Source organism: Streptomyces sp. NPDC059861 (assembly GCF_042731435.1).
Classification (GTDB): Bacteria; Actinomycetota; Actinomycetes; order Streptomycetales; family Streptomycetaceae; genus Streptomyces.
In genome coordinates this window covers 25,753-44,107 of sequence record NZ_JBHWJQ010000032.1, presented here as the reverse complement: position 1 = coordinate 44,107, position 18,355 = coordinate 25,753, and the positions used below count along the sequence as shown (strand labels likewise).

15 protein-coding genes are annotated in these 18,355 nt (G+C 72.0%); 9 read left to right on the top strand and 6 right to left on the bottom strand.

Features of this window, described 5'->3' with window-relative positions:
• Window positions 1-8: 8 nt before the first annotated feature.
• The 5 genes from ACFV6X_RS25575 to ACFV6X_RS25555 form a co-directional block, all read right to left on the bottom strand.
• Entirely contained in the window at window positions 9-1,085 is a 1,077-nt protein-coding gene (locus ACFV6X_RS25575; protein ID WP_385387126.1) for a hypothetical protein, read from the bottom strand.
• 256 nt (window positions 1,086-1,341) lie between these two features.
• Window positions 1,342-1,758, bottom strand: coding sequence for a hypothetical protein (locus ACFV6X_RS25570; RefSeq protein ID WP_385387125.1), 417 nt, complete (start codon window positions 1,756-1,758; stop codon window positions 1,342-1,344).
• 101 nt (window positions 1,759-1,859) lie between these two features.
• Window positions 1,860-3,071 (bottom strand): pyridoxal phosphate-dependent aminotransferase, encoded by a 1,212-nt coding sequence (locus tag ACFV6X_RS25565; protein WP_385387123.1) that lies wholly within the window; start codon window positions 3,069-3,071, stop codon window positions 1,860-1,862.
• A 193-nt stretch (window positions 3,072-3,264) separates the two neighbouring features.
• Window positions 3,265-4,881 carry an amidohydrolase family protein gene (locus ACFV6X_RS25560; RefSeq protein WP_385387121.1) on the bottom strand — a complete coding sequence of 539 codons (1,617 nt, stop codon included), beginning with the start codon at window positions 4,879-4,881 and terminating at the stop codon, window positions 3,265-3,267.
• Between the two features lie 10 nt (window positions 4,882-4,891).
• On the bottom strand, window positions 4,892-6,178 hold the full coding sequence (locus tag ACFV6X_RS25555) for an amino acid deaminase (protein ID WP_385387119.1): 1,287 nt from the start codon (window positions 6,176-6,178) through the stop codon (window positions 4,892-4,894).
• A gap of 135 nt (window positions 6,179-6,313) precedes the next feature.
• On the opposite strand from ACFV6X_RS25555, the gene ACFV6X_RS25550 reads away from it, so the two are divergent.
• The 5 genes from ACFV6X_RS25550 to ACFV6X_RS25530 all read left to right on the top strand — a co-directional run bounded on the left by ACFV6X_RS25550 (window position 6,314) and on the right by ACFV6X_RS25530 (window position 11,154).
• Window positions 6,314-7,771: a sugar kinase gene (locus ACFV6X_RS25550; RefSeq protein ID WP_385387221.1), complete on the top strand. Its 1,458-nt coding sequence runs from the start codon at window positions 6,314-6,316 to the stop codon at window positions 7,769-7,771.
• Entirely contained in the window at window positions 7,768-8,529 is a 762-nt protein-coding gene (locus tag ACFV6X_RS25545) for an IclR family transcriptional regulator (RefSeq protein ID WP_385387117.1), read from the top strand. Before ACFV6X_RS25550 ends, ACFV6X_RS25545 begins: the two co-directional genes overlap by 4 nt.
• Window positions 8,526-8,936 (top strand): RidA family protein, encoded by a 411-nt coding sequence (locus ACFV6X_RS25540; protein WP_385387115.1) that lies wholly within the window; start codon window positions 8,526-8,528, stop codon window positions 8,934-8,936. Before ACFV6X_RS25545 ends, ACFV6X_RS25540 begins: the two co-directional genes overlap by 4 nt.
• Window positions 8,937-9,087: 151 nt before the next feature.
• A complete protein-coding gene (locus tag ACFV6X_RS25535) occupies window positions 9,088-10,563 on the top strand; it encodes a GntP family permease (protein ID WP_385387113.1) in 1,476 nt (491 codons plus the stop codon).
• Window positions 10,564-10,602: 39 nt separating this feature from the next.
• A complete protein-coding gene (locus ACFV6X_RS25530) occupies window positions 10,603-11,154 on the top strand; it encodes a hypothetical protein (RefSeq protein ID WP_385387111.1) in 552 nt (183 codons plus the stop codon).
• A 52-nt stretch (window positions 11,155-11,206) separates the two neighbouring features.
• Here ACFV6X_RS25530 and ACFV6X_RS25525 read toward each other — a convergent pair whose 3' ends face one another.
• Window positions 11,207-12,559, bottom strand: a complete 1,353-nt coding sequence (locus tag ACFV6X_RS25525) for a M14 family metallopeptidase (RefSeq protein WP_385387109.1) — start codon at window positions 12,557-12,559, stop codon at window positions 11,207-11,209.
• A 355-nt stretch (window positions 12,560-12,914) separates the two neighbouring features.
• On the opposite strand from ACFV6X_RS25525, the gene ACFV6X_RS25520 reads away from it, so the two are divergent.
• The 4 genes from ACFV6X_RS25520 to ACFV6X_RS25505 all read left to right on the top strand — a co-directional run bounded on the left by ACFV6X_RS25520 (window position 12,915) and on the right by ACFV6X_RS25505 (window position 18,346).
• Window positions 12,915-15,260, top strand: coding sequence for an ATP-binding protein (locus ACFV6X_RS25520; protein WP_385387107.1), 2,346 nt, complete (start codon window positions 12,915-12,917; stop codon window positions 15,258-15,260).
• Between the two features lie 166 nt (window positions 15,261-15,426).
• Entirely contained in the window at window positions 15,427-16,290 is an 864-nt protein-coding gene (locus ACFV6X_RS25515) for an anti-sigma factor RsbA family regulatory protein (protein WP_385387105.1), read from the top strand.
• Between the two features lie 88 nt (window positions 16,291-16,378).
• Window positions 16,379-16,873, top strand: a complete 495-nt coding sequence (locus ACFV6X_RS25510; RefSeq protein ID WP_385387103.1) for an ATP-binding protein — start codon at window positions 16,379-16,381, stop codon at window positions 16,871-16,873.
• Window positions 16,874-17,017: 144 nt separating this feature from the next.
• Entirely contained in the window at window positions 17,018-18,346 is a 1,329-nt protein-coding gene (locus tag ACFV6X_RS25505; protein WP_385387101.1) for an Nramp family divalent metal transporter, read from the top strand.
• Window positions 18,347-18,355: the final 9 nt, after the last annotated feature.

The following is an 18,355-nucleotide window of genomic DNA, read 5'->3' as shown; positions in this document are numbered from 1 at the left end:
TGATCCCCCTATCCGCGCGCCCGGCGCGCCATCTCGTGCAGCACCTCGGAGGTGGGCACGGGCACCTGTCGCACGTTCAGCTTCGGCATGAGGTGGTCGGTGTGGTCGGCGGTGGCCGCGGTGAACTCGGCGGCGGTGGCGCCCTGCGGGCGGAACCCGTGCCGTGCGGCCAGCTTGCGCAACGCCGGGTCGGTGGACAGCAGTTGCCCGAGCTCGCGGCCCTCGTCGTTCAGCGGCACGACGGTGTGGTCGCTGGTGGCGGTGGTGTCCGGATAGAGGACGGTGAGGTCGTCGACGCCCTGCCCCTCGGCGAGCAGGGAGGCGACCTGGGACTCGTAGACCAGGACCAGCGGGTTGCCGGCGCCGCTGATGAAGTCCCGGAAGGCGCCGTCCGAGCTGGACTGCTGGGCGCCCTGCACGCTGACCAGCTTGCGCAGCAGCGGCGCGGTGCGCACGACGTCGGCGTCGCTCGCGACGACCTTGCCGTCGTTGTCGACGTAGGACGCTGCGGCGAGGTAGAGGGCGCCGGAGTTGGAGGTGACGGGGTCGGTACTGGCGATGTAGAGCGTGCCGCTCAACTCCCCGTACTTGCTCGCCCCTTTGAGCTGCTGCCAGGTGCGATCGTCCCGGGCGGCGTCGAGATAGGCGCTCATCTTCAGCGTGCCGCGGTGGGGCTCGTCGAGCGTGGCGAGCCCGCCTGCCCGGAGCACCTCGGCGGCGCCTCGGTGGGCGACGACGACGAGGGGCGAGTAGAAGGGGCGCGGCAGCGGCTGCTGCGCCTTGTACTTGGCGGCGAGCGCGTCGGCGGGCGCCTGGCTGGACGGGAAGGCGAAGTCGTAGCCCTGGAGGTCCAGCTCCTCCATGGCCCACGAACCGGACGGCTCCGCCTGCACGGTGTAGCCCTTGGCGGCAAGGGCGTCCACCACCTGGGGATCGGCGAAGAACTCCGCCTTCTCCGACCCGACCACGCCACGCACGGTCTTCGTTGCCGTGCCCTGGTCCCCGTTGTCCCGGCCCGCCACGACAGCCGCCACCACGCCGCCGATCAGCAACACCGCGAGGACAATCCCTGAGATTCGTCTCACGCCGGGAGCGTGCTCCCGGAACCCAACGTTCCCCGGCTTCGGGGGTGAACGACGGGTGACTTACCAGTCCCGGCACGGCAACGCCGTGAGGGGGCGCGGGGAACTGCGCGACAAGCCACCCACTCCGGAAAGCCGCAGGACGACAAGGCGCCCTACGGCGAACAGCGACGGCGACGGCCGACGCGGTGTGTGGCACCCGGTCCGCGCGTCGCTGCGGGTGCACGCGGACCGGGGCCGATCGAGGGCCCGGAAAGGCTCAGTGGGCGGCGAGCTCACGGGGTTCGAGCACGGCCGCGTGCGCGTCCATCCGTTCGGCCGTGAGGATCGCCACCGCCGTGTCCGCCCGGGACGCGGCGACCACCAGCGCCCGGCCGGCGAGGGTGTGGGCGCGCCGGTGCAGTGCGGCGAGATGCGGCTCGGCGGTCGCCGTCGCCGTCGCGCGGGCCGGCGTACTTCCTCCCCGCAACCGGGCCACCTGCTCCGCGAGCCGTACCGCCGCGGTGTCCAGATCGGCCGACGGGGCCAGCGCGCGCAACTCGTCGGTGACGGCGAGCAGTGCGGCGAGGTGCCCCGCGAGCTGGATGTCCAGCTCTTCCTCACGAGACCGGTGAGGGAAGTCGGAGGGGGCGTCGGCCATCGTGTGGACCGACTTGGCGCGGATCGGTTCGTACATGGGATGGCCTCCTGTGCTTGGCAGAAGCCATCCTACCTTGGATTTCGTCTAAAGTTGAGCTCGTGCATAAATAAGGCGGCCGCGTATCCGCAGCGTGAGCGTCAGGGCTGGCTGTAGCCGTCCAGGAACCTGCCGATCCGGTCGATCGCGTCCCGCAGGTCCACGACCGTGGGCAGTGTGACGACCCGGAAGTGATCCGGTTCCGGCCAGTTGAAGCCCGTGCCGTGCACGACCATGATCTTCTCGCGCCGGAGCAGGTCCAGCACCAGCCTGCGGTCGTCCTTGACCTTGAAGATCTTGGGGTCGAGGCGGGGGAAGAGGTACAGGGCGCCCTTCGGGCGCACACACGTCACGCCCGGGATCCGCGTCAGCATCTCGTGGGCGACCTCCATCTGCTCCCGCAGGCGGCCGCCCGGCAGCACCAGGTCGTTGACCGACTGGCGTCCGCTCAGTGCGGCGACCACGCCGTGCTGACCGGGCATGTTCGCGCACAGGCGCATGTTCGCCAGGATCGTCAGACCCTCGATGTAGGAGTCCGCGTGCGCGCGGGGGCCGGAGATCGACATCCAGCCGACCCGGTAGCCGGCCACCCGGTACGCCTTCGACATGCCGTTGAAGGTGAGCGTCAGCAGGTCGGGGGCGACCGCGGCCGTCGGGATGTGCGTGGCGTCGTCGTAGAGGATCTTGTCGTAGATCTCGTCCGAGCAGACCAGCAGGTTGTGGCGGCGGGCGATGTCGGTCAGGCCCTTGAGCACCGCCTCGTCGTACACCGCGCCGGTCGGGTTGTTCGGGTTGATGATCACGATCGCCTTGGTGCGGTCGGTGACCTTGCGCTCGACGTCGGCCAGGTCCGGCATCCAGTCGGACTGCTCGTCGCAGCGGTAGTGGACGGCCGTACCGCCGGACAGCGACACGGCGGCCGTCCACAGCGGGTAGTCCGGCGCCGGTACGAGGACCTCGTCGCCGTCGTCCAGGAGGCCCTGCATGGCCATGGTGATCAGCTCGGAGACGCCGTTGCCGATGAAGACGTGCTCGACGTCCGTCTCGATGCCGAGGGTCTGGTTGTGCATGACGACCGCCCGGCGCGCGGCGAGCAGGCCCTTGGCGTCGCCGTAGCCATGGGCCGTCGAGACGTTGCGGAGGATGTCCTCCAGGATCTCCGGCGGGCATTCGAAGCCGAAGGCGGCCGGGTTGCCGGTGTTCAGCTTCAGGATGCGGTGGCCTGCCGCCTCCAGGCGCATCGCCTCTTCGAGTACCGGCCCCCGGATCTCGTAACAGACGTTGGCGAGCTTGGTCGACTGGATCACCTGCATGTCTGGGAGCTTACGGCCGCGTAACGCGTCACGGCTCGTGCTTTCCGCCACATGAGACGAAAGGGGTGGACGCCTTCTTGTCCCTTCACTCTCCCGTGTTGATTATGTGCATGACAAGTTAGGGTGATCGCGTACTCGACGATGGCCGACACGGACGGGTCCGTCCACCAGCTCACCCGCACCTACGCGCAGATCAGCCGAGGGCGGGCGTCCGGCGGACCGCCCGCCCCGCCAGCACGTCCGTCCGCCGGCCGTCCTCGATCACGAAACGGCCGTCGATCAGCACGTGCGGGATGCCAGTCGGGAGCGTGCGCGGCTGGTCGAAGGTGGAGCCCGCCGCTACCGTGGCCGCGTCGAAGAGCACCAGGTCGGCCCGGTACCCCTCGCGGACCACGCCCCGGTCGGGCAGCCGCAGCCGGGCCGCCGGGCGCCCCGTCAGCCGGGCCACGCACTCCTCCAGCGACAGGACCCCCAGCTCCCGCACGTACCGGCCGAGGTAGTGCGGGAACGTGCCGTACGCGCGCGGGTGCGGCTTGGCGCCCTGCAGGATGCCGTCCGAGCCGCCCGTGTGCACCCGGTGCCGCATGATCGCCTGGACGTTCTCCTCGTGGCCGACGTGCTGGAGGATCGTCGGCCCGAGCCGGTCCTCGACCAGCAGCCGGCGCGCGGTGACCCAGGGGGCCTCGCCGCGCAGGGCCGCCAAGTCCTCGACCGTACGGCCGACATACGTCTCCAGGGCCGGGTCCGTCACCCCGGAGATCTCGATCGTGTCCCACTCGACCGGTACGCCGTGACAGCCGTCCGCGCCGACGACCTCCAGGTCGTGGCGGATCCGCTCGGCCGTCGCGTCGTCCGTCAGCCGTCGCAGGATCGCGTCCGGCCCGCCCTCGCTCGCCCAGCTCGGCAACAGCGCCACCAGCGTCGTGCAGCCGGGGGTGTAGGGGTAGGTGTCCAGGCTGATGTCCGCTCCGGCGGCGAGTGCGTCGTCCAGCAGGGACAGCAGCTCGGGCGCGCGGCCCTTGTTGACGCCGAAGTTCATGGTGGCGTGGGCGAGGTGCAGCGGACAGCCGGCCTCCCGGGTCAGGGCGACCATCTCCTCGTACGCCTGAAGGGTCCCGGCGCCGTAGGAGCGGTGGTGCGGGCAGTAGTAGCCGCCGTACTCCGCCACCACCCGGCACAGCTCGGTCAGTTCGGCGTCCGCGGCGTACAGGCCGGGCGTGTAGGTGAGCCCGGACGACATGCCGACCGCGCCCTGCTCCAGGCCCTCCGCCACGAGCCGGCGCATCCGGTCCAGCTCCTTGGGCGTGGCCTCCCGGTCCTCCCAGCCGACGGCCAGCGCGCGGACCGTGCCCTGGGGGATCAGATAGGCCGCGTTGACCGCGATGCCCCGGTCCAGCCGGTCCAGGTACTCGCCGACCGAGCGCCAGTCGAAGTCGATGTCGTCGCCGTGGCCGTTCCAGCCGGTGATGGCACGGCGGACCTCGGCGAGGGTGCGGTCGTCGACGGGGGCGTACGACAGCCCGTCCTGCCCGATCACTTCGAGGGTCACGCCCTGTGCGGCCTTCGCGCTGTGGTCGGGGTCGCGCAGCAGGGCGAGGTCGCTGTGGGCGTGCATGTCGACGAAGCCGGGGGACAGGACGAGGCCCTCCGCGTCCAGCTCCCTGGTGGCGGTGGGGCGCTGGCAGCCCGCCGCCGCCGCTTCCTTGACGATCGAGACGATCCGGCCGTCGTCCACCACCACATCGGCGCGGTACGCGGGTGCGGCGGTGCCGTCGACGACGTCCGCGTCACGGATGACGAGGTCTGCCATGCCGGGCCTCCTAGAAGAACGTGCGGACGTAGTCGACGACCGTGCCGTCGGCCTCGGCCACCGGGATCAGCTGCCACTTGTCGAACGACGTGCACGGATGGGACAGCCCCATGCCGAGCCAGTCACCGACGCGCAGGTCCGCCTCCGGGGCGGTGCGCAGCCAGGCGTGCTGGTCGGACAACGCGGTGACCTCCACGCCGGTCGCCGGGCGCTCGGTGCCGTCCCGGCGGACGACCTGCGCGAAGGGCAGGTCCAGGTCGTAGGCCGCGTCCCGCTTGCCGGCGTTGACGAAGGCCTGCTCCGCCGACGGTCGCGACACCACCTGTGCCCACAGCCGGAACGCGGGCTCCAGGGCGCCCTCCCGCGAGACCCGGTTGAAGGGGGTCAGCTTGCGGTAGTGGCCGTCGTCGTGCGAGACGTACGCGCCGGAACGCAGCAGCTTCAGTACCGGTGCGCTGAGGCCGGGGATCTCCGCGAACACGTCCGCCACCGCGTCGAACCACGCGCTGCCGCCCGCGCTGACCACGATCTCGTCCAGCCCCTGGAAGCGTCCCGCCTTGTCGAAGTCCGCGGCCAGCGCCACCAGCCGACGCAGCCACGCGTGCACCCGCTCGAGGTCCGCGCCCGGCACCTCGCCCTCGTAGCCCGCGACGCCGACCAGACGCAGGGCTGGTGCGGCGGCCACCGCGTCGGCGACCTCGGCGCACTCCGCCTCGGTGCGCACCCCGGTGCGGGCGCCGTCACCGGCGGCCAGCTCGACGACGACGTCCACGGGGCGTCGCGTGCCGCGCAGTGCCGCGTCCATCAGTTCGACGCCGCGTACGGAGTCGACGTAACAGACGAAGGTGAAGGAGGGGTCGCCGGCCAGCTCGGCGGCGATCCAGCGCAGGGCCGCCGCGTCCACCAGCTCGTTCGCCAGGAAGATCCGCCGGATTCCGAACGCCCGCGCCACCCGAACCTGGTGCGGCACGGCGAGCGTGATGCCCCAGGCGCCGTTGTCGATCTGCCGCTGGAAGAGCTGCGGCGCCATCGTGGTCTTGCCGTGCGGGGCGAAGGCGAGACCGTGGCGCTCGGTGTACGTCGCCATGAGCCGGAGGTTGTGCTCCAGGTGCTCGGCGGAGAGGGCGAGGACCGGGGTGCTGAACCCGCCGGTGAAGAGGTTGCGGCGCTGGGCGGCGAGGTCCGCCACGGTCAGTCCGTCGGCGTCGGGCGGGAGGCCCTTGAAGCGGTGGTCGACGCGTTCCTCGGCGAGGGCGGCGAGCGCTTCGGTGGCGGTGCCGCCGGGGTCGAGGGCCATGGAGCCTCCCTGATCTGGTGCGTTGCGATGTGTGCAACGTCCATTGCGTATGTCGCTTACTGCTGTCTAACATCTCGGCCAACGCGGGGTCAACGGAGCCGCCGCGACCCGCGACGTCGACGAGGAGTCCTGACCATCGTGACCGCCAACGGCCCTTGCACCGCCCCCGACGTCGTGGACGTCGTCGCGCTCGGCGAGTCCATGGTCACGTTCCTGCCCTCGCGGCCCGGGCGCCTCGCCGACGTTCCCTCCTTCGCACGGGGCATCGGCGGCGCCGAGTCCAACGTGGCCTGCGTGCTGGCGGCGGCCGGGCACGCGACGCGATGGGTCAGCAGGGTCGGCGAGGACGGCTTCGGCGACCACCTGGTCGAGGCGATCGGGGCGTACGGCGTCGACGTGTCGGCGGTCCGGCGGGACCCGGCGCGTCCGACCGGCGTGTACTTCCGCACGGCGGGGGACCGGGCCGGTGACGGCCACGAGGTGGCGTACTACCGGGCCGGTTCGGCGGCGTCCGCCATGACCGTGGAGAACGTCGACATGGCGGCGATCCGGGCCGCACGCGTCCTCCACCTCTCCGGCATCACGGCCGCGCTGTCGGCGGACTGCCTGCGCCTGCTGCGCGAACTGACCGCCCCCGCGGCCGGGCGTCCGCTGATCTCCTTCGACGTGAACCACCGGCCCGGTCTGTGGCGGGACGCCGACGGGGCCCGGGTCCTGCTGGAACTGGCCCGGCGCGCGGACATCGTGTTCGTCGGGGAGGACGAGGCCGAGGAGGCCTGGGGCGTGACGGGCGGCGCGGCGGCGATCCGCGCGCTGCTGCCGGAGCCGGCTGTCCTGGTGGTGAAGGACGGAGCACGGGGCGCGACGGTCTTCGAGAACACCGCACCACGGACGGCCGCCGCCGGCGCCCCGCCGCCCCCGCCCCACACGACCGAGCCGGCCCCGGCACCGGCACCGAAGCCGGGCGCCGTGCGGGACGGAGCGGCGGGAGCGCCGGTGTCGGGGCGCGCGGGCGACTCGGGTGGAGCGGTGGTGCCGGGGCGCGCGGACGACGTGGCCGGAGCGCCGGTGTCGTGGCGCGCGGGCGACTCGGGTGGGGCGGGGGGGCGTGCCGACGACGGGGGCGGAGCGGTGGTGTCGGGGGGCGCGGGTGACGTGGGCGGGTGGCCGGGTCCGTCTGCCACGGGCAGTAGTGCCGCCGGGACACCGCCGGCGGACGCGGGCGTCACCCAGTCGGCGCCGGGCCATGCGTCCGGCGCTGCCCCGGCCATGGCGCCGGGCCGGGGCGCGGCAGTCACCTTCGTGCCCGCGCCCGCGGTCGTCGTCGCGGCTGCGGTGGGGGCCGGGGACGCCTTCGCCGCCGGGTTCCTCTCCGCCACCCTGCGCAACCTGCCCACTCGGGACCGGCTGCGGCACGGGCATCTCATGGCCGCCGCCGCCCTCACCGTCCCCGGCGACCTCGCCACCCCTCCGACGCGGGACCACGCCGACCGGCTCGCGGCCCTGGACGACGACGCGTGGGGGACACTTCGACTCGGCCCCGGCTGGACGCACGCCGTTGATCGGGCCCCCGAGGAGGTACGTACGCCATGAGTCAGACCGTCGACCGCGCGCTGAGCATCCTGCCGCTGCTCGCGGAGGGCCCCGCCGACCTCGGGCAGGTCGCCGACCGGCTCGGCGTGCACAAGTCCACCGCGCTCCGCCTCCTGCGCACCCTGCACGAGCACGGCTTCGTCTACCGCCAGTCCGACCAGCGCTACCGCCTCGGCGCCCGCCTCTTCGCCCTCGCCCAGGAGGCGATGGAGAACCTCGACATCCGCGAGATCGGCCACCCCCACCTCGTCCGGCTCAACGAGCAGTGCGGGCACACCGTGCACCTCGCGGTGTACGAGGAGAACGAGGTCCTCTACATCGACAAGGTCGAGAGCCGCTACCCGGTGCGGATGTACTCGCGGATCGGCAAACCCGTCGCCATCACGGTCGCCGCCGTCGCCAAGCTGCTGCTCGCCGACCTCCCCGAGCACGAGCGCCGCGCCCTCGCGGAGAAGCTCGACTACCCCCTGTACACGGCCCGTTCGACACCGAACCCCGAGGCCTTCCTCCGGGAACTGGCCAAGGTGCGCGAACAGGGCTGGGCCACCGACCTCGGTGGCCACGAGGAGTCCATCAACTGCGTCGCCGCACCGATCCGCGGCGCGGACGGCCGGGTCGTCGCCGCGATGTCGGTCTCGGCGCCCAACGTCGTCGTCACCGGCGACGAACTCCTCACCCTGCTCCCGCTGGTCCGCCGCACGGCGGACGCCATCAGCGGCGAGTACTCCGGCAGGACCCCGACGAAAGAGCTGGCATGACCGAGAAGACCGCCCTCACCCCCAAGACCCACACCACCCCGCCCGCGAAGTTCTCCCACGGCGTGAAGAAGGGCAACATCCTCCAGGTCGCCGGCCAGGTCGGCTTCCTGCCCGCGGTCGAGGGGCAGCCCCCGACGCCGGCCGGCCCGACGCTGCGTGAGCAGACCCTCCAGACGCTCGCCAACGTGAAGGCGATCCTCGAGGAGGGCGGCGCCTCCTGGGACGACGTGATGATGATCCGTGTCTATCTGACGGACGTGGACCACTTCGCCGAGATGAACGCGATCTACAACGTCTACTTCGAGGAGCAGGGCCTCACCCAGCCGCCGGCCGCACGGACCACCGTCTACGTCGGACTGCCCGCCGGTCTCCTCATCGAGATCGACGCCCTCGCCGTCCTGGGCTGACACCTGACGCTCCGTCAGGTCACCTGGCCCGTTCAGCTCCCTCAGCTCGCGCACACCGATTGCCGTCACGGCACGGCGCCCTCTCCCCTTGGGCGCCGTGCCGTGATCCCCCATGCCCGAAAGCACCATGTGTTTACGCAGAGGACCCCGCATGTCCTACATATCCGCCGCGCCGGCCCCCGAGACCCCACCCCACACGGGCGGGCTGCTCCTCCTCGTCGACGGCACGGCAGGCCTCCTGACCGTCGCCGCGATCGGCATCGCACTGCTGCTCTTCCTGATCATCAAGGTCCGCCTCCAGCCGTTCGTCGCCCTCCTCGCGGTCTCCATCGCCGTCGGCCTGATGGCGGGCCTGTCGGTGACCGAACTCTTCGGCACCGTCCAGAAGTCCGACGCCGTCTCCACCATCGAGTCCGGCATGGGCGGCATTCTCGGCCATGTCGCGATCATCATCGGCCTGGGCACCATGCTCGGCGCGATCCTCGAAGTCAGCGGCGGCGCCGAGGTGCTGGCCTCGCGCCTGCTGGGCCTCTTCGGCGAGAAGCGCGCCCCCCTCGCCATGGGCCTCACCGGCCTGATCTTCGGCATCCCGGTCTTCTTCGACGTCGGCATCTTCGTCCTGGCGCCGCTCGTGTACGCGGCCGCCAAGCGCTCCGGCAAGTCGGTGCTGCTCTACTGCCTGCCGCTGCTGGCCGGCCTGTCGATGACCCACGCCTTCCTGCCCCCGCACCCGGGTCCCGTCGCCGCCGCCGGTCTGCTCCACGTCGACCTCGGCTGGGTCATCCTCATGGGCATCGTCTGCGGCATCCCCGCCGTACTGGCCGCCTGGGCGTACTCGGCGTGGATCGGCCGCCGGATCTTCGTGCCGGTCCCGCAGGACATGGCCGAGGCGGCGGAGGAGGCCAAGCGCGCCGTGCTCGACGAGCAGCGTGCGGGCGGCACAGAGCCCCGGGAGGCGCCGGTCGCCCTCGGCACCGTCCTCACCATCATCGGCACGCCGCTGATCCTGATCCTCGCGGCCACCTTCTCCTCCATCGCGCTGGACCCCTCCACCCCGCGCTCGGTGATCGAGTTCTTCGGCCACCCGTTCGTGGCCCTCACCATCGCGCTGCTGCTGGCGTACTACCTGCTCGGCATCCGGCGCGGCTGGTCGCGCAAGTCGCTGGAGACGGTGTCCACTTCGTCGCTGAAGCCCGTCGGCAACATCCTGCTGGTGGTCGGCGCGGGCGGCGTCTTCGGCGCCGTCCTCAAGGCGAGCGGCGTGGCCCAGGCCCTGTCGGACACCTTCAACGACGTCGGCCTGCCGGTGATCGTCCTCTCCTACCTGATCTCGCTCGTCCTGCGGGTCGCCCAGGGCTCGGCGACGGTGGCGATCGTGACGACGGCGGGCATCGTGGCCCCGCTGCTGGCGGAGGGCGACCACTCGCAGGCGTTCGTGGCCCTGGTCATCATGGCCATCTCCGCGGGTTCCATCTTCGCCTCGCACGTCAACGACGGCGGCTTCTGGATCGTCGCCAAGTACTTCGGCATCAGCGAGCGGGACACGCTGAGGACGTGGACGGTGCTGGAGTCGGTGCTGTCGGTCGCCGGGTTCGTGGCGGCGGCGGTGCTCAGTCTCTTCGTGTAGGCGGTGTGCCATGGGGCCCCGGCGCCCCATGGCACAGCGATGTCCGCCATACTGCCCGCTGTGGAGCAGCGCATAGGTACGAGCAGTCAGCCCCTGGACGCCGGGGTGAACCCGGCCCACATCCCCGGGCTCACCGGCCCGGAGAAGGCCGCCGAGCCCGAGGACGCGGCGCAGGTCGAGGACGCGGCGCAGGTCGAGGAGGAGGCCGCCGCGCCGGCGGACCCCGAGGAGCCCGAGGCCGCGGACGACGCGGAGGACGCCGACGACGCAAAGGCCGAGGACGCCGAGGTGTCCGGCGGCCCCGTGTTCGAGGCCGCCGACCGCCGGGCCCGCGTCGTCGCCGACGCCAAGGGCGTACGCCTCAGCCTCGACGAAGAGAGCTGTGAGTTCCGCTGGGACGAGATCGGCGCGATCGAGACGGAGTCCCCGCGCTTCGGCAAGCGGTTCACGGTGACCGTGCACACGCCGGAGCGTCGCTGGTACCCGATCGAGATCGAGGCCAAGTCGAAGTCCCAGCACAAGCAGTGGGACGAACAGCTGGACGAGGTCCTCGACGCCTACTTCGAAGCGGACGCCGAGGACGACGACTAGCAGTACCGGACTTGCAGTCCTGGACCAGCAGTACTGGGCTAGCAGTACTGGGCTAGCAGTACTGGGCTTCCTTCCCGATCGACCGGTACATGCAGTCCGAGTTCTCCAGCAGCTGCAACACCGCGTCCCGGTTCCGTGAGGTCTCCCGCTCGATCACCTCGTCGGGCGGGTAGAACCCTCCCCCGGAGGACCCACGCGGATACATCTCGAACGTGTACGCGAAGATCTTCTGCGAGCCCCACAGATAGTCGTCGATCGACCCGTCCGTGATGTACAGGTCGCTGGCCTGCTCAGGCGTGTAGCCGTTGCTCGCGGCCATCTTCTGCCCCACCGTGGCGAACGCGTTCCGGTCGTCCGCCGTCATCCCCGTGGTCGTGTCGGAGTACGTGTACCCGAACGGCCAGAGCACCAGCTCGCTGTACGTGTGGAAGTCGATCCCGGCCCTGATCTGCTGCTTCCCGCCCACCACACGGCTGCGTACGAAGTTGGCCACGACCTTCACCTCGGGCGCCGACTCGGCCGCCGCGCCGCGGTACGTCTCGGAGGACGGCGAGCCGGACGAGCCACCGCAGCAGCCCCACCGGTAGTTCCAGTTCCGGTTCAGGTCCGTACCGATCGCCGACGAACCGGAGTTGGGCTGCCGGTTCTTGCGCCACGACCGGTACGAGCCGGAGGCGATGTCGTACTCGCCGCCGTCCGGGTTGAGGTCGGGGACGATCCAGATCTCCCGGTTGTTCACCATGTCGGTCACGCGGGAGTCCGTGCCGTAGTCGGACGTCAGCTCGCGCAGCAGATACAGCGCCATCTCGACGGTGAGGTGCTCACGGGCGTGCTGGTGGTGGGTGAACAGCACCTCGGGCTCGGCCTCGTCCGTGCCGACGTTGTCGCTGATCTTGACGGCGACGATGTTCCGGCCCTGGTACGACGTGCCGATCACGCGCTGGCTCACGATGCCCGGGTTCGCCGCGACGACGGAGTTGATCTCGCTCGTCATCTCCGCGTGGTTGTGGTAGCGGGAGTCGGCGGACGGGAAGTCGAAGAGCCGGACGTCGTCCTCGCCGGCCGAGCGGTCGGGGACGGCGCCGAGCGGGGTGATCTCGTAGCCGAGCGAGCGCAGCTTCCTGATCTGGTTCGCGCGGCCGGAGACGACGACGGTGTGGTCGTCGGCGTCGTCCACGCTCACGCCCGTCCGTTGGATCGCCGTGCGGTCCTCGGCGGTCGAGTGCGTGTGGATCTCGTACTGGCGGATGTCGTCCGCCGAGGCCGCCGCCCTGCCCGCGCTGTCGGCGGTGGCGTCGGAGGCCGTCGACGAGAGCGGGGCCGCGAGGGCGAGGGCCAGCAGGGTGGCGAGCGCGGCGGTGCGTCTGCCGCTTCGGACGCCTGAGCCGCGGATACGAAGTCGCATGAAGTCTCCTTGGATCTCCAGGAATTCCGGGTTCTCCGGAAGTGGGGGAGTGGAGCTGTGGGGGTGGTTCTTCCGTGCGACGTACGAGGTTCTGGTGCGGGTGTGGCGCTCATCGTGCGGTCCTGGCATGAGCAGGTCAAGGGTGGTCCCTGAAGTGCCGCCCGGAAACCGGCGGAAAACGGCCGCGGCCGACGCCGGGCGGAGGGCCGCGCAGTGTACGCCGACCGGGCCCGCCGGAATGGGTCCCCGGCAAATACCACCCGCCGGTGTGACCGGCGCGTGCATATATGTACACATGGCGGAAGAGTGAGGTGCGCGCACACGACCTCACCCACCCTCCAAGGACTGGCTGATCATGGGCGGATCAGCGCCACGACGGGACAGCCGGCCGCCGGTCGAGACGACCAGCTTCGTCGACCGTCGGGCCGAACTGGCCGAAGGCCGCGAGCTGTTGGCCCGGGCTCGTCTGGTCACGCTCACCGGACCCGGCGGCGTCGGCAAGACCCGGCTCGCCGGACGCATCGCGGCCCGCGTTGCCCGCGCCTTCCCCGACGGCGTGCACGTCGTCCACCTCTCCGGCCTGCACGACCCGGCACTCGTACCGGTCGCCGCCGCGGACGCCCTCGGCCTGCACGACCACTCCGCGCAGCCCCCGCTTGACGCGCTGGTGGCCCAGGTACGGGAGCGCCGGCTGCTGCTCGTCGTCGACAACTGCGAGCATCTGCTCGGCGCCTGTACCGACCTGGCGGCGGCGCTGCTGCGCGGCACCACCGGCGTCCGGGTGCTCGCCACCAGCCGGCACCGGCTCGGGCTCACCGAGGAGCACCTCCTGGAGGTACGGCCGCTGCCCGTGCCGGACCCGGACGGCGACCCGTCCGGCACCGGACCCGGCCCGGCGCTCGCCCTGTTCGCCGACCGGGCCGCCGCCGTCGTGCCCGGCTTCCGCCTCACCCCCGCCAACCGGTCCGCCGTGGCCCGCCTGTGCCGGCGCCTGGACGGGCTGCCGCTCGCCATCGAACTGGCCGCCGTCCGCATGCGCGTCCTGTCCGTCGAGCAACTCCTCGAACGCCTCGACGACCGCTACCGCCTGCTGTCCGCCGGCAGCCCCGCCGTCCTGCCCCGGCACCGGACGCTGCGCGCGGCCGTCGACTGGAGCCACGACCTGTGCACCGGGCCGGAACAACTGGTGTGGGCGCGGCTGTCGGTGCTCGCCGGGGGCTTCGACCTGGAGACCGCGGAGGCGGTGTGCGCGGACGGCGAGCGGATCCGGTCGTACGACGTCATGGAGGCCGTGGCCGGCCTGGTCGACAAGTCCGTACTGTGCCGTGAGCCCGGCCCGGACGGCGTGCGCTACCGCCTCCTCGACACCCTGCGCCACTACGGTCTGGAACGGCTCCGGGTACTCCCCGGCGACGAACCCGCCACCCGGCGGCGGCAGCGGGACTGGATGCAGCGACGGGCCGCGGCCTGCGAAGAGGCCTGGTTCGGACCGGGCCAGCGCGAGATCGTTGCCCGGCTGCACGCCGACCAGGACAACCTGCGCGCCGCCCTGGCCTTCGGCCTGGACGAGCCCACCACCCCCGACGACGCCCTCGCCGCCCTGCGGCTGGCCGGCACCCTCTGGTTCTACTGGCATGCCTGTGGTGCGCCGCGGGAGGGCCGGTACTGGCTCGACCGGGCGCTCGACGCCGCCCCCGAGCCCACGCCCGAGCGGGCCCGTGCGCTGTGGGTCGCCGGGCTGCTCGCCGGCTGCCCCGAGGACCTCACCCGGGGCCGTCGGCGCGCCGAGGAGGCGCGGACGCTGGCCCGGCGGCTCGGGGACGAGGCCGAGGCGGCGCACGCCGAGTACGTGCTCGGCGTCATCCTGCTGTTCACCGACGACCTGCCGGCCGCCCTCGCCCACTTCCGCGCCGGCGTCGCGCGCGGCCGCGTCCCCGGCCAGCACCTCAGCCTCGCCGGACTCGACCGTGTCGAACTCGCCTGCGCCCTGGGCTTCCTGGGCGAGGCCGACCAGGCCATCGCGGTCAGCGAGGAGACCCGGCGGCTGTGCGAGCGGCACGGCGAGGAGTGGGTGCTGTCGTACGTGCACCGCATGCTCGCCCTCGCCCACACCGTGAAGAAGGACCACCGCCGGGCCGAACGACACGCCCGTGAGGCCCTGCGCCTCAAGCTCGCCGTCCACGACGTCACCGGCATCGGCCTCACCCTCGACCTGCTGGCCCAGATCGCCGGCCGCGGCGGCGCCCACGACCGCGCGGCCGTGCTGCTCGGCGGCGCCGACCGGGTGTGGGCCGACGTCGACCGCGACCGCTGGGGCTCCGCAGCCCTCGGCGCCACCCGGCGAGGCACCGAGACCCGGTGCCGGGAAGCCCTGGGCACGGCCGCCTACGAGCGGTCGTACGAGGAGGGCGCCGCCCTCGGCCTCACCGGCATCGTGGGCTACGCGCTGGACGAGCAACGCCGCGAGCCGCACGGCCCCGGACAGCCACCCACCGCCGAACGCGGCCACCCCGGCGTCCGGCTCACCCGCCGCGAGACGCAGGTCGCCGAACTGGTCGCCGAGGGTCTCGCCAACCAGCAGATCGCCGACCGCCTGGTGATCGCCCGCCGCACCGCGGAGGGCCATGTCGAACGCATCCTCAGCAAGCTCGGCTTCAGCAACCGCAGCCAGATCGCCTCCTGGATCACCGCCCGACGCTGACCACCCCACCCGCCCCACCGCCCCACCCGAACACCCCGACAGCCGTTCCCCCGGCGGGCCCCCGGACCACCGCTTCGGGCTTCGGACCACCGCCCCACCCACCGCGACCGACAGGAATGCCATGTTCTCCCCGTCCGCACATGCCCCAGGCACCTTCGATCACCGTATGGCCGTCTTCGCCTCCGACGAGGAGTTCGTCGCCGCCGCGCTGCCCTTCCTCGCCGAGGGGCTCGCCGCTCCCGACGAGCCCCCGCCCGTCGCCATCGCCGCCCCCGGCAAGCTCGACCTGCTCCGTGACGCCCTCGGCGGGGACGCGCGGCACGTCGGCTTCGTGCCGCACACCGAGTGGTACAGCGGGTCCGCCGCCAACGCCGTGGCGCAGGGCGCCGGTTACCTCGCCGCGCACGCCGGCCCCCAGGGCCGTATCCACCTGCTGATGGAACCCGACTGGGGCGGCCGTGCCGGACGCTCCGTCCGCGAGAGCACCGAGTGGATCCGCTACGAGGCCTTCGCCAACCTCCTCTTCGCCCCGCTCGCGACCACCGCCCTGTGCGCGTACGACACCCGCACCGCGGGCCCGGCCGTGGTCGCCGCCGCCCGCCGCGCCCACCCCGGCACCGGCGTCTACGAGGACCCGCTGCGGATCGCCGCCGAACTGGACGCCGTACCCCTCTCGCCCGTACCGCGCGACGCGCACCCGCTGCCCTCGCCCGAACCGCACACCGTGCGCACCTGGGCCGCCGGCCGTGGCCTGCCCGCCGCCGAGGCGGAGCTGTTCGCCGCGGCCGTCTCCGAGGCGGCGGACCCGCTCGACCCGGTCAGCCAGGTCCTGCTGTGGGGCGAGGCGCCCGGCTGCGTCTGCGAACTGCGCTCACCGCACCGCGTCGACGACCCGCTGGCCGGCTTCGTCCCGCCGCCCACCGCCGAGACGGCCCCCGGGCAGGGGCTGTGGTTCGCGCGGCAGGTGTGCGCGTACGTCGACGTACGCGACGACGAGGCGGGCGCGGTCGTGCGCCTGCAGTACGCGTAGCCCGATCCGTATGCGCGCCCCCAGGCAGGTATGGAATCAGGTAGTCCTCCCCGTGCGCCCCGGATCCGGCACGCCTCACCCTGAAGGCATGCTGCAACTCTCCGGGACCGGCCGCCCGGATCCCGACCCCCGTTACGGCGCCTACCCTCAACCGCCCCTGGGAGCGGGCCACCTGAGCGTGGAGTACCCACCGCGTCCGTCCGCCGTCCGGGAGGCCCGCGCGCGGGTGCGGCGGCAGCTGGAGTGCTGGGGACTGGCCGACGGCGACGGTGCCGGCGCCGACCTCGTGGCGACGGCCGAGCTGCTGGTCAGCGAGCTGGCCACCAACGCCCTGCTGCACGCCGCCAGCCGCTTCCGGCTCACCCTCTCCGCAGCCCACGGCGTCCTGCGCTGCGAGGTCGCCGACGGCGGCCGGCGGGTCCCGCAGGTGCTCGACGCGGGCACCTCGGAGAGCGGCCGGGGGATGTTCCTGGTGGAGGCGTTCGCCCGGCGCTGGGGATGCCACCAGGACGGGCCGGGCAAGACCGTCTGGTTCGAGCTCGGCACCTGCGCGTGCGACGGCTGCGGTCGGCGACAGCCGTGACGCGCCCGTTCCGGGCCCCGGCGGCACTCCCGTCCGCCGGGGCCCGTCCCCGTTCCCGGGCGTTTCCCGGGCCGGCGAACACATCGAGTGAAGATCCCGCACGCCCTCTTGTCCCCCGACCGTCCATGGGCTTACTTGACGTGCATGGCGGACACCACGGGAAACACCAGTGAAACCGGGGCGGCACCCGGCCCGAACTCCGAATCGACCCCGCGCAAGGCCAGTTGGAAGTACATCGGCCCCGGCATCGTCGTCGCCGCGACCGGCGTCGGGGCCGGCGACCTGGTGGCGACGCTGATCGCGGGCAGCAACTTCGGCTACACCCTCCTGTGGGCCGCCGTCATCGGCTGCCTGGTGAAGATCTCCCTCGCGGAGGCGGCCGGCCGCTGGCATCTGTCCACCGGCCGCACCCTCTTCGACGGCTGGGCGAGCCTCGGCCGCTGGACGACGTACTTCTTCGTCGTCTACGTCGTGGTCTGGGGCTTCGTGTACGGGGCGGCGGCGATGTCGTCGAGCGCGCTGCCGCTGCAGGCGCTGTTCCCCGACGTGATGGACCTGAAGTGGTGGGGGATCGCCTGCGGTCTGGTGGGCCTGGTCTTCGTCTGGTTCAACAAGTACGCCGTCTTCGAGAAGGTGATGACGGTCCTGGTCGGCGTCATGTTCGTGGTGACGGTGTACCTGGCGATCCGGGTCACTCCGAACATCCCGGACGCGTTCGCCGGCCTGCTGCCCGTACTGCCCGACGAGAAGGACTCGGTCCTGAACACCCTCGGCCTGATCGGCGGCGTGGGCGGCACCATCACGCTGGCCGCCTACGGCTACTGGGTCAACGCCAAGGGCTGGACCAACACCGGCTGGATGAAGGTCATGCGGCTGGACAACCGGGTCGCCTACGCCACCACCGGCATCTTCGTCATCGCGATGCTCTTCGTGGGTGCCGAGCTGCTCCACACCCGCAACGTCGCCATCGAGAGCGGCGACAAGGGCCTGATCCAGCTGACCGACATCCTGGAGGCCGAGTACGGCACGGCGACCGCGAAGTTCTTCCTGATCGGCTTCTTCGCCACCTCCTTCACCTCCCTGATCGGCGTCTGGCACGGCGTGAGCCTGATGTTCGCGGACTTCGTGGCGCGCTACCGCAAGCGGGCGCAGACGAAGGGCGAGGAGATCGCCTCGGGAGAGCGGGAACGGTCCTGGCCGTTCCGCGCGTACCTGCTGTGGCTGACCTTCCCGCCCATGGTCCTGCTCTTCGAGGGCCAGCCGTTCCGGCTGGTCATCCTCTACGGCGTGCTCGGCGCGGCGTTCCTGCCGTTCCTCGCCGGCACACTGCTCTGGCTGCTCAACACCGACCGTACGCCCAGGGAGTGGCGCAACGGCTGGGTCAGCAACGGGATGCTGGCGATCGCGGGCCTGCTCTTCCTGGTGCTGTGCGTGAAGCAGATCTCCGACCAGCCGTGGGCGGAGTTCTTCTAGCCGGCACCG

Bases quoted from the DNA above. Each gene is read 5' to 3' on its own strand.
- ACFV6X_RS25560 (WP_385387121.1), bottom strand. From the start codon at position 4,881: ATGGCAGACCTCGTCATCCGTGACGCGGACGTCGTCGACGGCACCGCC.
- ACFV6X_RS25555 (WP_385387119.1), bottom strand. From the start codon at position 6,178: ATGGCCCTCGACCCCGGCGGCACCGCCACCGAAGCGCTCGCCGCCCTC.
- ACFV6X_RS25570 (WP_385387125.1), bottom strand. From the start codon at position 1,758: ATGTACGAACCGATCCGCGCCAAGTCGGTCCACACGATGGCCGACGCC.
- ACFV6X_RS25515 (WP_385387105.1), top strand. From the start codon at position 15,427: ATGGCCGTCTTCGCCTCCGACGAGGAGTTCGTCGCCGCCGCGCTGCCC.
- ACFV6X_RS25545 (WP_385387117.1), top strand. From the start codon at position 7,768: ATGAGTCAGACCGTCGACCGCGCGCTGAGCATCCTGCCGCTGCTCGCG.
- ACFV6X_RS25520 (WP_385387107.1), top strand. From the start codon at position 12,915: ATGGGCGGATCAGCGCCACGACGGGACAGCCGGCCGCCGGTCGAGACG.
- ACFV6X_RS25505 (WP_385387101.1), top strand. From the start codon at position 17,018: ATGGCGGACACCACGGGAAACACCAGTGAAACCGGGGCGGCACCCGGC.
- ACFV6X_RS25565 (WP_385387123.1), bottom strand. From the start codon at position 3,071: ATGCAGGTGATCCAGTCGACCAAGCTCGCCAACGTCTGTTACGAGATC.
- ACFV6X_RS25540 (WP_385387115.1), top strand. From the start codon at position 8,526: ATGACCGAGAAGACCGCCCTCACCCCCAAGACCCACACCACCCCGCCC.
- ACFV6X_RS25510 (WP_385387103.1), top strand. From the start codon at position 16,379: ATGCTGCAACTCTCCGGGACCGGCCGCCCGGATCCCGACCCCCGTTAC.
- ACFV6X_RS25530 (WP_385387111.1), top strand. From the start codon at position 10,603: ATGTCCGCCATACTGCCCGCTGTGGAGCAGCGCATAGGTACGAGCAGT.
- ACFV6X_RS25535 (WP_385387113.1), top strand. From the start codon at position 9,088: ATGTCCTACATATCCGCCGCGCCGGCCCCCGAGACCCCACCCCACACG.
- ACFV6X_RS25525 (WP_385387109.1), bottom strand. From the start codon at position 12,559: ATGCGACTTCGTATCCGCGGCTCAGGCGTCCGAAGCGGCAGACGCACC.